We start from the raw sequence: 14,013 nt of genomic DNA, 5'->3' as shown, positions 1-14,013 counted from the left end.
TCGGCTACTCCGGCCCCCGATGTACCGCGCCGCGCCGCTCCACTCGCTCCTGATCGAGCCGCTCGACGATCTGACCGCCGTCTTCCACCGCGCGTCCGGCATCACGCACATGCTCGCCTCCCCCGCGCCCGAGATCATCCAAGCGTTGCAGGAGCCCGCGCCACGCGACGAACTGCTCTCGCGCCTGAGCGAACGGTTCGACCTCGCCGATCGCGATGCCGCCGCGCTCGACGCCCGCCTGGACGAGTTGGTCGCGGCGGGCCTCGTCGAGCGGTCATGAAGCACGTCCACACGGTCCGGGTCGGGCCGTACGGCTTTCGCGTCGGATCGGACTGGCGCGCGCCGATCGCCGCGCTCGAGCGTTTGTATGCCGGCTATCCCAAACCGGACGGCGTCGCCGATTTCACCGTGCGGCTCGAGGCTGTGCGGCCCTGGCGACGCTTCGTGCGGCCGTCGGTCGCGATCGCGGGCGACTGGACGCTGCCGGAGGCCGCGCCGCTTCCGCTCGCCCACGCGCTGCTCGCCGCCGAGATGGGCATGAACCTGCAGCTCGCGCTCGGCGGGCGTCGGCACCTGCTGCTGCACGCGTCGAGCGTCGAGCGCGATGGGCGCGCGCTGCTGATGACGGGCGAATCGGGGGCGGGCAAATCGACATTGTCGGTGGCGCTCGCCGCGCGCGGCTGGCGCTTCATGGGCGACGAGTTCGCGCTGATCGATTTTGATACGGGCGAAGTCCTCGCCGTTCCGCGCCCGGTCAGCCTGAAGAACGACAGCATCGCGGTAGGTCGCGCCGCCTGGCCGGACGCGGTGACGGGCCCGCTGCTGACGGCCACGCCGAAGGGGGATGTCCAGCACTTCGCGCCCGGGTCGGCGGCGATCGCGGTCATGAACCGGCCCGCCAAGCCCGCACTGCTGCTCTTCCCGCGCTACGGCTTCGCGCCCGAAGTCCGTCCGGTCCCGCTCAGCGAGACGTTCGTGCGGCTCACCCAGGCGTCAACCAACTACACCGCGCTTGGCCGGGTCGGGTTCGAGACGCTGATCCGCCTAGTGCGCGATGTCCCGGCGCTCGCGGTGGACTATCCGGACGGTCAGGCCGGCGTCCAGGCGGTGGAGGCGTTGTGGGCCGCGCTCTGAGTCCGGCCGAACTCCTCGTCCGCTCGCTCCGCGACCCGGCGTCCACGCTCGATCTGACCACGCCGGGTTGGCAGGCGGTGATCGCCGTCGCGCGCGCCGAACTGCTGCTGGGCACGCTCGCCTCGCGCGTGGACGGACTGACGCTCCCGCCGACCGTTCGGGCGATCCTCACCGACGCGACCCGCACGGCCGAGCACGGGCGCACCGCCGCGCTTTGGGAGGCGGAGGCCGTCCGCCGCGCGCTCGCCCCGCTCGGCGTTCCGGTCGTGCTGCTGAAGGGCACGGCCTTCGTCGCGGCGGGGCTGGAGGCGGGGCGGGGGCGGTCGATCGGTGATACCGACATACTCGTGCCCCGCGCGGCGCTGGACGCGGTCGAGGCGGCGCTGCTCGTGGCCGGGTGGGAATGGGTCAAGCCCGACCCGTATGACGACGACTATTACCGCCGCTGGATGCACGAGCTGCCCCCGCTCATCCACCGCGAGCGCGACCGGATGGTCGACGTCCATCATACGATCCTGCCGCCGACCGCTCGCATCGCGCCCGACGCGGCGGCGCTCCTCGCCGATGCGCCGCCGCTCGGCAACGGCCTCCATGTCCTCGCGCCCGCCGACATGATCTGCCACGGTGCCGCGCACCTGTTCGCCGACGGCGACCTGAGCGGCGGCTTGCGCAACCTGTGGGATCTACACTGCCTGATCGAGGAGTTCGGGACCGACGGCCTGCGAGGGCGCGCCGAGCGCCATGGCCTATGGAGAGAGGTCCACCGCGCCGCACGATTGTCGGACGATCTGTTCGGAACGACGATCCCCGAGGATTGGCGCGGGCGCGACCGCAGCGACGCGCCGTTCCGCCGCCGGCTCCTGGCCCGCGACGGCTGGGGCAGGGGCACGCGGCCCGCCACCCGCTTCGCTTTCTACCTGCGCTCGCACTGGATGCGGATGCCGCCGCTCCTCCTCGCCCGCCACCTATGGACCAAGTGGCGGCGCGGCTAGGCGCTCAGCCGCTCGAGCGTCGGGATCAGCTCGACATACCCGTCGATGACCGCATCCGCGCCGAGCTCTTCGACGGGGCCGGAAAGGAAGCCGAAGCTGACCGCCACCGTCGGCAGCCCCGCGGCCCGGCCCGCTTCGACATCGTAGATCGAGTCGCCGACGAACGCCGCGCGCCCGCCGCCGCATCGCTCGACCATGAGGTGCAGCAGGTCGGGCGCGGGCTTGGACCTACCGGGGCCGAGCGTGTCGCCGCCGACGATGCTCGCGAAGCGCGCGGTCAGCCCGAGCTCGCCCAGCACCAGTCGCGCCAGCCGCTTGTTCTTGTTGGTCACGATCCCGAGCGCGACGCCGCGCCGCTTCAGCTCGTCGAGCGCGTCGAGCGTACCGGCGAACGGCCGAGTCAGCACCGCGATGTTAGCCTCGTAGAAATCGAGCAGCCGCCGTTGCAGCACGTCCAGCTCCGCCTCGTCGCATCCGCCGGTCGCGGCCATGCCCTGCGCCAGCATGTGCCGCGATCCGCCGCCGATCATCGGGCGCACCCGCTCGACAGGCAGCGGGAGGCGACCGGCGCTCGCCAGCGCATGGTTGACCGCCGCCGCCAGATCGCCGCTGGTGTCGAGCAACGTGCCGTCGAGGTCGAAACCGATGATATCGAAAGGGAAGTCCGCCATGAGCCGAGCGCCTGCCAGCCCCGCTATGGAATTGGCAAGGACCCTGTGGCACTCGCCTTTGCCATGATCACGCCCGCGCCCCTGGCCGCGATCGTCCTGGCCGCCGGTCAGGGCACGCGCATGAAGTCCGACCTGCACAAGGTGCTCCACCCCGTCGCGGGGCGGCCGATGCTTCTCCATTTGCTCGCGAGCGTGGGCGAGCTCTGCCCGACCCGCACCGTCGTCGTCGCGGGCGCACGGCGTGAGCAGGTCGAGGCGGCGGTCGCGCCGCTGGGCGTGGGCGTAGCGGTTCAGGCGAAGCAGCTCGGCACCGGCCATGCGGTCGCGCAGGCCGAGGCAGCGCTCGCCGGCTTCGAGGGCGACGTGCTGATCCTCTATGGCGACGTGCCGCTAGTCGGCGCGCAGACGATGCGGCGCATGGTCGAGCGGCTTCACGCCCCTGACGAACCGGCGACCGTCGTGCTCGGCTTCCGCCCCGCCGATCCCGGCGCGTACGGCCGCGTGATCGCCGATGCCGACGGGCGCATCGAGCGGATGATCGAGTATAAGGACGCCGACGCCGCTCAACGCGCGGAGACCTTGTGCAATTCCGGGCTGATGGCGGTCCGCGCCGCCGACCTGTTCGCGCTGCTCGCCCGCGTCGGCAACGACAATGCAGCGGGCGAATACTACCTCCCCGACATCGTCATGCTCGCCGCCGCTGACGGCCGCCGCTCCGCCGTGATCGAGACGGAGCCGGGCGAGGTCGCCGGCGTCAACAGCCGCGCCGAGTTGGCGGCGGTCGAGGCCGACTGGCAGCGACGCCGCCGCGCCCGCGCCATGGCGGAGGGCGCGACGCTGCTCGCGCCCGAGACGGTGTGGTTCAGTTACGACACTACGATCGGCCGCGACGTGATCGTCGAGCAGAATGTCGTGTTCGGCCCGGGTGTGTCCGTCGCCGACGGAGCCGTGATCCACGCCTTCTCGCATCTGGAGGGCGCGACGGTCGCCACGGGTGCGAGCGTCGGCCCCTATGCCCGCCTGCGCCCCGGCGCGGTGCTGGCAGAGGGATCGCGCGTCGGGAATTTCGTCGAGATGAAGAAGGCGACGCTTGGCCGCGGGGCGAAGGCCAATCACCTGACCTACCTCGGCGATGCGGAGATCGGCGCGGGCGCGAACATCGGCGCGGGCACGATCACCTGCAATTACGACGGCTTCCTGAAGTACCGCACGATGATCGGGGAGGGCGCGTTCGTCGGCTCGAACTCGGCGCTGGTCGCCCCGGTGGCGATCGGCGCGGGCGCGATCGTCGCGGCGGGGTCGGTGATCACCGGAGACGTCGCTCCCGACGCGCTCGCGGTCGCGCGCGGCCGGCAGGAAGCGCGCCCCGGCTGGGCCGCGCGCTTTCGCGACGCGATGCGCGCGCGTAAGGAAGCCGCCAAGAACGGTTCGGGAAAGTAGGCGTCCATGTGCGGCATCATCGGGATACTCGGGGCCGGTCCGGTCGCCGATCGTCTGCTCGACGGGCTCAAGCGCCTGGAATATCGCGGCTACGATTCGGCGGGCATCTGCACCGTCCACCACGGCGACTTCGACCGCCGCCGCGCCCCGGGCAAGCTCGCGAACCTGGCCGAACGCCTGCGCGAGGAGCCGTTGCCGGGCGAGGGTGGGGTGGCGCACACGCGCTGGGCGACGCACGGCGCGCCGACCGTGAACAACGCGCACCCGCATATCGCGGGCGACGTGATGGTCGTCCACAACGGCATCATCGAGAACTTCAAGGCGCTCCGCGACGAGCTGACCGCCGACGGCCGCGAGCTCCTGAGCCAGACCGACACGGAGGTCGTCGCCCACCTGCTCGCCCGCGAGATCGAGCGTGGGGCCGAACCCCGCGCAGCCATGTCGGTGGTGTTGCCGCGTTTGCACGGCGCGTTCGCGCTCGCGATCATGGTCCGCACGCATCCCGACCTGCTGCTGGGCGCACGCGTCGGCTCGCCGCTCGCGGTCGGGGTGGGGGAGGGCGAGAACTTCCTCGGCTCCGACGCGCTGGCACTGGCGCCGTTCACGCAATCCGTGATCTATCTGGAGGAGGGCGACCGCGTCGCGATCACGCGCGACCGGATCGACGTGACCGACGCCGACGACCGCCCGGTGGACCGTCCAACCGTCCAGTCGGGCGCATCGGGCCAGCTGATCAGCAAGGGCAACCACCGCCATTTCATGCTCAAGGAAATCTACGAGCAGCCGATCGTCGTCGCGCAGACGCTCCGCTCTTATCTCCGCCCGCTCGAGGAGCAGGTCGCGCTCCCCGACATGACGTTCGACCTGTCGTCGGTGGAGCGCGTCGCCATCGTGGCCTGCGGCACCTCGTCCTATGTCGGGATGATAGGTAAATACTGGATCGAACAGTTCGCGAGGATCCCCGTCGAGGTCGATGTCGCCAGCGAGTTCCGTTATCGCGACCCCGTCCTGACGCCGAACATGCTCGGCGTCGTCGTGTCGCAATCGGGCGAGACCGCCGACACGCTGGCGGCGCTCCGGCACATGAAGGCGAACGATGTCACCACGGCCGGCATCGTCAACGTCCCCACTTCGTCGATGGCGCGCGAGGTCGACCTGTTGCTGTCGACGCATGCCGGGCCGGAGATCGGCGTCGCGTCAACCAAGGCGTTCACCTGCCAGCTCGCCGTCATGGCCGCGCTGGCGACCAATCTCGCGCGCGTCCGCGGCAAGCTGTCGGCCGAGGAGGAGCGCGAGATCGTCCGGCATCTGTCCGAAGCGCCCGAGGCGATGAGCCGCGCGCTCGCCCATGACGACGAGATCGCCGCGATGGCGGGTAAGATCGCGGGCGCGCGCGACGTGCTGTATCTCGGCCGCGGCCCCGACTATCCGCTGGCGCTCGAGGGTGCGCTCAAGCTCAAGGAGATCAGCTACATCCACGCCGAGGGCTACGCCTCGGGCGAGATGAAGCACGGGCCGATCGCGCTGATCGACGACCAGGTCCCGCTCATCGTGCTGGCACCGTCGGGGCCGTTGTTCGACAAGACGGTATCGAACATGCACGAGGCGCAGGCGCGCGGTGCGCAGGTGGTGCTGATCTCCGACGCGGCGGGCATTGCGCAAGCCGGCGCGGATACGATCGCGACGATCGAGATGCCCCAGGTCCACCCGCTGATCGCGCCGTTGGTCTATGCGGTCCCCGTGCAGCTGTTGGCCTACCATGTCGCGGTCGTGAAGGGCACGGACGTGGACCAGCCCCGCAACCTCGCGAAGTCGGTAACGGTGGAGTGAAGCAAACCCTCTCCCGCTTTCGCGGGAGAGGGAAAGACGCGCGCAGCGCGGCGAGGGTGAGGGGCGGGCCTGTCCGCGAGAGGCCCGACCCTCACCCTGGCGCTTCGCGCCTGTCCCTCTCCCGCAAAAGCGGGAGAGGGTTACCTCACCGGCACCACTGGTAGATGCACCGCGCTGGCGTTCGCGCCGCCGCGCTCCAGCGTCACCGTCGCCTTGCGGTAATCTCCCGGCTTGGCGAAAAAGATGTTCGGCACGAACGTCTGCGGGTTGCGGTCATAAAGCGGGAACAGCGTCGACTGTACCTGCACCATAATCCGGTGTCCCGGCTTGAATACGTGGTTCACCGTCGGCAGCCGGAACCGGTAGCGCTGGGTCTTGCCGGCGGGGATCGCCGCGGGTTTCTCGAAGCTGTTCCGGTAACGCCCGCGAAAGATGTCCAGGCTGACCGCGAGCTGATATCCGCCCTTCTTCGGCTCGGTCGCGTCCTCGTCCGGGTGGACGTCGATCAGCTTGACCACGAAATCACCGTCGGTTCCCGTGGTGCGGGCGTAGATATCGGCGAACGGCGCGCCGGACACGCGCATCGCCTCCGTCAACACGGGCGTCTGATACGTCATCACGTCCGGCCGCCCGTCGGCATGCCGCTGGTCGCTCACCAGCCACGCGCCCCAGCGCCCGTCGTTGAAGTTCACGGGTCGCGGCAGGTGGGGCACCGGCTTGGCCGGATCCGAGACATAGGCGTCGCCCCCAACCGCTCCTTTGGCGAAGCCCAGCCCGCCATCCGCCTGGAGGTAGATGGCCTTCAGCGGCGCGCGACACCCCGTCTCGCAGGCGAGCGGCCAGTCGGCCAGCTCGTCCCAGCGGTTGTCGCCCGTGTTGTAGACCAGCGCCTGGGGCGGTGTGAAGGCGGGCCGGCCGGGCCGCAGATACTGATCGAAGAAGGGGAACAGATATTCTTCCCGCCACTGCGTCGCCGTATCGCCGCGCCATTTGAACTCGCCGAGCGACGAGCCGTCGTAGTTCGCCTGGCTATGGCGCCATGGGCCCATGACCAGGAAGTTGTTGCTCTGTTTCCCTTTCGCCTTGAGCGCCTCCCAGGCGACGATCGCGCCGTACATGTCCTCTTGGTCCCACAGGCCCTGTTCCCACATGGTCGGCACGTTCGACGGATTGGCGGCAAGCAGCTTGTCGAGCGCCTGACCCTGCCAGAACGCGTCGTACGACGGATGCTCACTCATCCGCCGCCAATAGGGTAGCTGGTCGTAACCCGACTTCCTGGCCCAATCGCCTGCCGATCCCACGCGCCGGAACTGCTCGTAATCGTCGTAGATCCCCGACGGCGGCTCCGTCCCCTTGCCCTTGTACCCCGTCTGCGAGCCGAGCCAGCCGATGTTGGCCAGCCGGAACGCGCCGTAATGGAACCAGTCGTCGCCTATCCACCCGTCGATCATCGGGCTCTCGGGCGCGGCAACCTTGAGCGCGGGGTGCGGCTTCAACAGCGCCATGACGACGGTGAACCCCTCATACGAAGATCCGAGCATACCGACGCGCCCGTTCGACTCGGGCAGGTTGGCCTTGTTCACCAGCCACTCGATCGTGTCGTGCGCGTCGGTGACGTGGTCGGTCGCTGTCCGGTTGAGTGGCCCGATCACCGGTCGGGTGACGACGTAATCGCCCTCAGATCCGTATTTCCCGCGGATATCCTGGAACACGCGGATATAGCCGTGGCGGACGAATACCTCGTCGCCCTGCGGCAGGACGGAGATCATGTTGGGGCTGTCGGTCCGGCTGGTCCGACCGGCGGCATCGTAGGGAGTGCGCGTGAGCAGGATCGGCGCGTCCCGCGCACCTTTGGGGCTTACGATGACGGTGAACAGCTTGGTCCCGTCGCGCATGGGGATCATCACCTCGCGCCGCACGTAATCGCGCGCGCCGATCGGCGGTGCGAACTTGGCCGGCACGTCCCCGCCTTCAGTGGCCGTCCGACCGTCCTTGGGGGTCGGCGAGGTCTGAGCGGTGAGGAGGGCGAAGGTCGAGCAGAGAAGTACGAAGCGCCGCATGAATGAACTCCTGATGCGTAACGACCGACGATGCCGCTAGGGTGGTGCCCCGTCCAGTGGAGAGATTACCATGACCGACGATGCACCCCTGATCGCCCCCCTGATCGCTGGCGTGGAGCTGGGCGGCACCAAATGTGTGTGCATCCTGGCGAGCGGTCCCGATACGGTCGAGGACGAGGTGCGGATCGCCACGACCAAGCCCGACGAGACGCTCGCCGCGATCGAGGCGGTGCTGGACGGATGGAGCGGCTTCGAGGCGGTCGGCATCGCCAGCTTCGGCCCAGTGTCGATCGACCGCCGCGCGCCGGATTGGGGCCATGTCGCCGTCACCACCAAGCCGGGCTGGTCCGGCGCGGACATCGCCGGCCGTCTGGTCAAGCGGTATGGCCTGCCCGTCGGCTTCCACACCGACGTGGTCGGCGCGGCGCTGGCCGAAGCGTGTTGGGGCGCGGCCAAGGGGCTCGCCGACATGGCCTACGTCACCGTCGGCACGGGCGTCGGCGCGGGGCTGATCGCCGGCGGGCGGCCCGTGGACGGCCTGACGCACGGCGAATACGGCCATCTGCGCCCCGTCCGCCTGCCCGGCGACGACTGGATCGGCACCTGTCCGTTTCACGGCGCGTGCGTCGAGGGGCTCGCCGCCGGCCCGGCGATCGCAGCGCGCGCGGGGCGGCCGGGCGACGAGGTCGCGCATGACGATCCGATATGGGAGGGGGTGGCGCACGCGCTCGCCCAGCTCGCCCATGCGCTGGTGCTGACCGGGGTCCCGCGCCGCATCGTCTGGGGCGGCGGGGTCATGGGCGATGGTCACCTGCTCCCACGCGTGCGCGCGCTGCTCAAGGCCAGCCTGGGCGGCTACCTGCCGTTTCCGGAGATCGTCGACGGCGAGACCTTCCTCGTCCCGGCCGCGCTGGGGGGACGCGCGGGTCCGCTCGGAGCCGTCATGTTGGGGCGGCTCGCGTTGGGCATCCCCGGATCATAACGGCAGCGCCGGCTGCGCCTCCGTCCCGGCCGCGACCAGCCCCGACAGGGTCAGTCCCAACAGCCTGACCCCGTTCGGCGCGGGCAGTTGCGCCTTGAGCAACGCCCGTCCCGCCGCCAGGAAAGTGTCGCGGTCGCCCACCGGATCGGCGAAGGACTTGGCCCGCGTGATCGTGGTGAAGTCGGGATGCCGGAGCTTTAGCGTCACCGTCCGCCCCTGCGCCCGGTGCCGGTCTACCCGCACCCAGGCCGCGTCGGCGATCCCCGCCAGCCGCTCGGTCAGCTCGGCTCCGTCCGCGATGTTCTCGTGAAAGGTCCGCTCCGCCCCGATTGACTTGCTAACCCGGTGCGCGCGCACCGGCCGCGTGTCCTCACCCCGCGCGGCCCGGTGGAGATACTCGGCATAGGAGCCGAACTGCGCCTGGAGGAACGGCAGGTCGCGGTCGCGCAGGTCCGCGCCGGTATGGATGCCCAGCCGTTCCATCTTGGCGGCCGTCACCGGCCCCACCCCGTGAAAGCGCGACACCGGCAGCGACTGGACGAACGCTGCCCCCTTGCCGGGCGGGATCACGCACAGCCCGTCCGGCTTGTTCTGGTCGGACGCTAACTTGGCGATGAACTTGTTATAGCTCACCCCCGCCGACGCCGTCAGCCCCGTCGTCTCGCGGATGCGCGCGCGGATCGCCTCGGCGGTCGCGCGCGCCGATCCCAGCCCCGCCCGGTCCTCACTGACGTCCAGATACGCCTCGTCCAGCGACAGCGGCTCGACTAGGTCGGTATAGTCGTGGAAGATCGCCCTGATCTGCCGCGACACGCCCGCATACACGTCGAAGCGTGGTCGCACGAACAGCAGTTCCGGGCACCGCCTGACCGCGCTCGCCGACGGCATCGCCGATCGCACGCCGAACACCCGCGCCTCGTAGCTCGCGGCCGCCACCACGCCGCGCGCGCCGCGTCCGCCGACCGCGACCGGCTTACCCCGGAGCGCGGGATCGTCGCGCTGCTCCACCGACGCGAAGAACGCGTCCATGTCGATATGGATGATCTTGCGCACCATCACTAAAAGAACGTAGCAGGAACAAGAAACCTACACGAATCTAATTGGCACCGTAACATATGGCCGTCACAAGGACGCCGTGAAGCAGGGGGTCGATATCTGGCGGACGGCGCAGGCCGACCGCATGTCCGTGATCATCGACGCCGACGATTATTTCAGGGTTCTGCGCCGCTCGATGATGCTGGCCCGGCACCGCATCATGTTGGTTGGTTGGGATTTCGACGCGCGCATCGCGCTCGATCGGGATGAGCGGCTGCCGGGCGAGCCGCGTACCGTGGGCGGTTTCGTCCGCTGGCTGGTCGATCGCACGCCCGGGCTGGAGGTCAACCTGCTCCGCTGGGATCTGGGCGCGGTCAAATCGCTGTTCCGCGGCACCACGATCTTCTCGCTCCTGCGCTGGATGACGCACCCGCGAATTACCACGCTTCTGGACGGGCATCATCCCATGGGCGCGTCGCACCACCAGAAGATCGTGGTCATCGACGACTGCCTCGCCTTTTGCGGCGGCATCGACGTGACCAGCGAGCGGTGGGACACGTCGGCGCATCTCGACGACGAGCCTGGTCGCCGCACGACACTCGGGCGTCCGTACAAGCCGTGGCACGACGCCACCAGCGCGGTCCAGGGGCCGCTCGCTGCCGCGCTCGGCGAGCTCGCACGCGACCGCTGGTCGCTCGCGGGCGGCGAGCGGCTCGTTCCCGTGCCGCTAGTCCCCGACTGCTGGCCGCCGGAACTGGCCGTCGATTTTGAGAACGTCGAGGTCGGCATTGCCCGTACCGCGCCCGCCATGCCGGACTGCGAGCCGATCCACGAATCGGAAGCGTTGTTCCTGACCCAGATCGCGGCGGTAAAACGGCACCTGTACGTCGAGTCGCAGTATTTCGCCTCGCGTCGCATCGCCGAGGCGATCGCGAAGCGCTTGGTCGAGCCCGACGGCCCGGAGTTCGTCATCGTCAACCCGCGCCATGCGCAGGGCTGGCTTGAGCCGATCGCGATGGACACCGCGCGCGCACGGCTGATGACGGCACTGTGGGCGCGCGATCCGCACATGCGGCTGCGGCTGTACCACCCCGTTACGACGGGCGGGCTCGACATCTATGTTCACGCCAAGATCCTGATCGCCGACGACGACGTGTTCCGGCTCGGCTCATCCAACATGAATAACCGCTCGCTCCGCCTCGACACCGAATGCGACCTCGCGCTCGAGGCGCCCGATGACGCGGCTCGCGCGACGATCGGACGCATCCGCACTCGCTTGATCGCCGAACATCTGGACGTCGCGCCCGCCGAGGTCGACCGGGTCTTTGCCGAGACCAGATCGTTGATCCAGACGATCGAGCGCCTACGCGGCTCGGGCAAGACGCTCGACCCCTACGAGGTGCCCGACGTCGGCGCGGTCACGCGGTGGCTCGCCGACAACGAGGTGCTGGACCCGGAAGGCCCGGATGAAATGTTCGAGTCGCTCGCCAAACGCGGGCTGTTCCGCCGACGTCTGCGCCCGCCGCGTTAGCGGCATCTTTTCGATCGCGCCGCGTTAGCGGCATCCTCTCGATCGCGCCGCGTCAGCGGTCGATCCGCGCCAGCACCGCGCGTAGCACTCGCGCGCACTCGTCCGGATGGGTGATGGGCAGCATGTGCCCGCCCTCGATCACCTCGAACACCGCTCCCGCGATCGCCGCCGCCGTCGTCCGCCCATGCAGCTCGGGGTCGAGCAGCCGGTCGCCGCGCCCGAATAGGATCGACACCGGCAACGCGAGCTCGCCGTAGCGCCGGGTGATCGCGTCCATATCGTCGCGCGCTGCGAAGATGTCGTGCATCGCCGCCTCGATATTGCCGGGCCGGAGCGCCAGCAGACCACCGCCGCGCGTCCCGAAATCACTCGGCACGGGATCGGGCGCGAAGATTATGGTCAAATTCGGTTTGCTCGTCAGCATGCCCATCGGCACGCCGACCGTTCGTGCGATCAATTTGCGCGACAACGCCGAGTCGCGCTGCAGCCTCCGGAACACTTCGGGCACTTGGTCCATCGGCTGGGTTAGCGGGGCGAGCAGCAGCAGCCCGCCGATCTTGCCCGGCGCGGCGAGCGCCGCCGCCAGCGCCACAGCGCCGCCCAGTGAATGGCCGACGATCAGCGGTCTTTCCAGCCCGAGCTTGTCGACCAGCCGCGCCACGAGCCGCCCTTGCGCGCGGATGTCGGGGTTCGTTCCTGGTTTGGGTTTTGAATAACCCGATCCCGGCCGGTCGACGACGATCAGCCGGTGCTCGCCCTCGATCAGCTCGGACAGCGCGTAGGTAAAGTTGCGCAGCTGTCCGCCGAGCCCATGCACCATGACAATCGCCGGCCCCGTTCCACGGTCGATATAATGCAGCCGTGCACCGTCGATCTCGACGAACCCGCCGTCCGCGGGCACCTTGCGCTCGGCGTCGCGTCCCAGCAGCGCCGATATCGCGGCGAGCCCGGCCCCGGCCGCGCCGACGCCGAGCGCGGTCATGCCGATGCGCTTAAGCAAGGTCGGGGCGGCGGCGTCGTTGCTGTTCTGTGTCATGAACCCGGAAGCCTCGACGCGACCGGTTGGTTCCGCATGTCAGCGACCCGCCTCACCCTCGCCGCCGACCGCCCGGTACAGCGCGATGCGCGCACGCGACACCTCGCCCCGGGCGTCGATCGCATTTGTGTTCGAATTGTTCGCGCTTCGCTCGGCGTCGATCACCGTCAGGAACGTGTCGAGCCCGCGCCGATACCGCTCGCGCGCCAGCCCGGCGGCGTCGCGGTCGAGGAACGCCTGCCGCTCCAGCACGACCGCGCGTGCGTCGGCCGCCGCGACCTGACCCAGCGCCGCCTCCGTGTCGCCCAGCGCGGTGAACAGCGCGTCGCGGTAGTTCGCGAACGCCTCACGCACGTCCGCCTGCCGTGCATCGATCCGCGCGCCCACCCGCCCGAAATCGAGGAGCGGCCCGGCCAGCCCAGGCCCGACCGAACCGATGATCGCATCATCATCGAACAGACTTCCCAGCCCGAGCGAGAACAGCCCCAGTGCGGCGGTGATCGACAGCCGCGGGTACCTACCTGCCACCGCGGCCGCGATCTGCTGGTCGGCGGCCGCCAGCCGACGCTCGGCCGCGGCGACGTCGGGCCGCGCGCGCAGCAGCACCGACGGCAGCCCGAGCGGCGGCAGCACCGACAAGGGCGGGCCGGCGGGCGCGGCGAGCAATGCCAGCACCTCTTGCGCGGGCACGCCCGTCAACGTCACCAGCCGCCCGGTTGCCCCGGCGCGCTCGCTCCGAATCGGCTCGATTCGTCCCTGCGCCTCCGCTTCCAGCGATTGCGCGCGCACCAGATCGAACTCAGGCGCAACACCCGCGCGCGCACGGACCCGCGTGACCGCGACGAGGTCGGCCGCGCTGGCGATGTCGCGCCGCACAACCGCCTCACGCAGGTCGAGCGTCCGCACGTCCACCACCGCGCGCGCGGTGTCGGCGCTGAGCGACAGCCGCACGCCCGCCGCGTCCGCCCCGGCCGCGTCGAGCCGCGCCGCCGCGGCGCGCCGGCTTGCACGCAGCCGCCCGAACAGGTCGACGTCGAAGCTCGCATCGATGCCGGTGTTGAAGTTGGTGCGGTTGGGACTGATCGCGATGCCGTCGGGCAGCCCGCCGCCGAATTGCGCGCCCGGGTTGAACCGTTGCCGCACGACCGATCCAGACGCGTTCACGCTCGGCAGTTGCTCGGCCGGCACGCCGCGTAATCCAGCCCGCGCCGCGTCGATCCGCGCGACGGGGGCGGCGAGTGTAGGCACACCGCCTAACGCTTGCCGCTCCAGCTCGACATAGCCCCCCGTCGCCGCGCGGCA

12 protein-coding genes are annotated in these 14,013 nt (G+C 69.9%); 7 read left to right on the top strand and 5 right to left on the bottom strand.

What is annotated here, in order from left to right; translation table 11 throughout:
• Positions 1 to 19 precede the first annotated feature (19 nt).
• The 3 genes from ACFE7F_RS04350 to ACFE7F_RS04340 are packed head-to-tail and all read left to right on the top strand — an operon-like array spanning position 20 to position 2,126.
• Positions 20 to 280: an HPr-rel-A system PqqD family peptide chaperone gene (locus ACFE7F_RS04350; protein WP_375402612.1), complete on the top strand. Its 261-nt coding sequence runs from the start codon at positions 20 to 22 to the stop codon at positions 278 to 280.
• Positions 277 to 1,134 (top strand): HprK-related kinase A, encoded by an 858-nt coding sequence (locus ACFE7F_RS04345; protein ID WP_375402611.1) that lies wholly within the window; start codon positions 277 to 279, stop codon positions 1,132 to 1,134. The genes ACFE7F_RS04350 and ACFE7F_RS04345 overlap by 4 nt, the downstream gene beginning before the upstream one ends.
• Positions 1,119 to 2,126: a nucleotidyltransferase family protein gene (locus ACFE7F_RS04340; RefSeq protein ID WP_375402610.1), complete on the top strand. Its 1,008-nt coding sequence runs from the start codon at positions 1,119 to 1,121 to the stop codon at positions 2,124 to 2,126. Before ACFE7F_RS04345 ends, ACFE7F_RS04340 begins: the two co-directional genes overlap by 16 nt.
• On the opposite strand, the gene ACFE7F_RS04335 is transcribed toward ACFE7F_RS04340, so the two are convergent.
• The gene (locus ACFE7F_RS04335; RefSeq protein WP_375402609.1) at positions 2,123 to 2,797 is read right to left on the bottom strand and encodes an HAD-IA family hydrolase; all 675 of its coding nucleotides are present in this window, start codon (positions 2,795 to 2,797) and stop codon (positions 2,123 to 2,125) included. The two genes, ACFE7F_RS04340 and ACFE7F_RS04335, sit on opposite strands and share 4 nt — an antisense overlap.
• A gap of 66 nt (positions 2,798 to 2,863) precedes the next feature.
• On the opposite strand from ACFE7F_RS04335, the gene glmU reads away from it, so the two are divergent.
• Both glmU and glmS read left to right on the top strand, forming a co-directional pair.
• Positions 2,864 to 4,237, top strand: a complete 1,374-nt coding sequence (gene glmU, locus ACFE7F_RS04330; protein ID WP_375402672.1) for a bifunctional UDP-N-acetylglucosamine diphosphorylase/glucosamine-1-phosphate N-acetyltransferase GlmU — start codon at positions 2,864 to 2,866, stop codon at positions 4,235 to 4,237.
• 6 nt (positions 4,238 to 4,243) lie between these two features.
• The gene (glmS, locus tag ACFE7F_RS04325; RefSeq protein WP_375402608.1) at positions 4,244 to 6,067 is read left to right on the top strand and encodes a glutamine--fructose-6-phosphate transaminase (isomerizing); all 1,824 of its coding nucleotides are present in this window, start codon (positions 4,244 to 4,246) and stop codon (positions 6,065 to 6,067) included.
• A 140-nt stretch (positions 6,068 to 6,207) separates the two neighbouring features.
• Here glmS and ACFE7F_RS04320 read toward each other — a convergent pair whose 3' ends face one another.
• Complete coding sequence (locus ACFE7F_RS04320; RefSeq protein WP_375402607.1) at positions 6,208 to 8,127, bottom strand: CocE/NonD family hydrolase; 1,920 nt, start codon at positions 8,125 to 8,127, stop codon at positions 6,208 to 6,210.
• A 70-nt stretch (positions 8,128 to 8,197) separates the two neighbouring features.
• Here ACFE7F_RS04320 and ACFE7F_RS04315 point away from each other — a divergent pair, with 70 nt between their 5' ends.
• On the top strand, positions 8,198 to 9,109 hold the full coding sequence (locus ACFE7F_RS04315; protein WP_375402606.1) for an ROK family protein: 912 nt from the start codon (positions 8,198 to 8,200) through the stop codon (positions 9,107 to 9,109).
• Here ACFE7F_RS04315 and dinB read toward each other — a convergent pair.
• On the bottom strand, positions 9,104 to 10,165 hold the full coding sequence (gene dinB, locus ACFE7F_RS04310) for a DNA polymerase IV (protein ID WP_375402605.1): 1,062 nt from the start codon (positions 10,163 to 10,165) through the stop codon (positions 9,104 to 9,106). The two genes, ACFE7F_RS04315 and dinB, sit on opposite strands and share 6 nt — an antisense overlap.
• A gap of 124 nt (positions 10,166 to 10,289) precedes the next feature.
• Between dinB and ACFE7F_RS04305 the strand changes: the two genes are divergently transcribed.
• Positions 10,290 to 11,675 carry a phospholipase D-like domain-containing protein gene (locus tag ACFE7F_RS04305; RefSeq protein ID WP_375402671.1) on the top strand — a complete coding sequence of 462 codons (1,386 nt, stop codon included), beginning with the start codon at positions 10,290 to 10,292 and terminating at the stop codon, positions 11,673 to 11,675.
• A 52-nt stretch (positions 11,676 to 11,727) separates the two neighbouring features.
• On the opposite strand, the gene ACFE7F_RS04300 is transcribed toward ACFE7F_RS04305, so the two are convergent.
• Positions 11,728 to 12,711: an alpha/beta fold hydrolase gene (locus ACFE7F_RS04300; protein WP_375402604.1), complete on the bottom strand. Its 984-nt coding sequence runs from the start codon at positions 12,709 to 12,711 to the stop codon at positions 11,728 to 11,730.
• 39 nt (positions 12,712 to 12,750) lie between these two features.
• Complete coding sequence (locus ACFE7F_RS04295) at positions 12,751 to 13,983, bottom strand: efflux transporter outer membrane subunit (RefSeq protein WP_375402670.1); 1,233 nt, start codon at positions 13,981 to 13,983, stop codon at positions 12,751 to 12,753.
• Positions 13,984 to 14,013: the final 30 nt, after the last annotated feature.

This window comes from uncultured Sphingomonas sp. (genome assembly GCF_964235535.1).
In the GTDB taxonomy this organism is placed as follows: Bacteria; Pseudomonadota; Alphaproteobacteria; order Sphingomonadales; family Sphingomonadaceae; genus Sphingomonas.
This window is presented reverse-complemented; position numbering and strand designations above follow the sequence as displayed.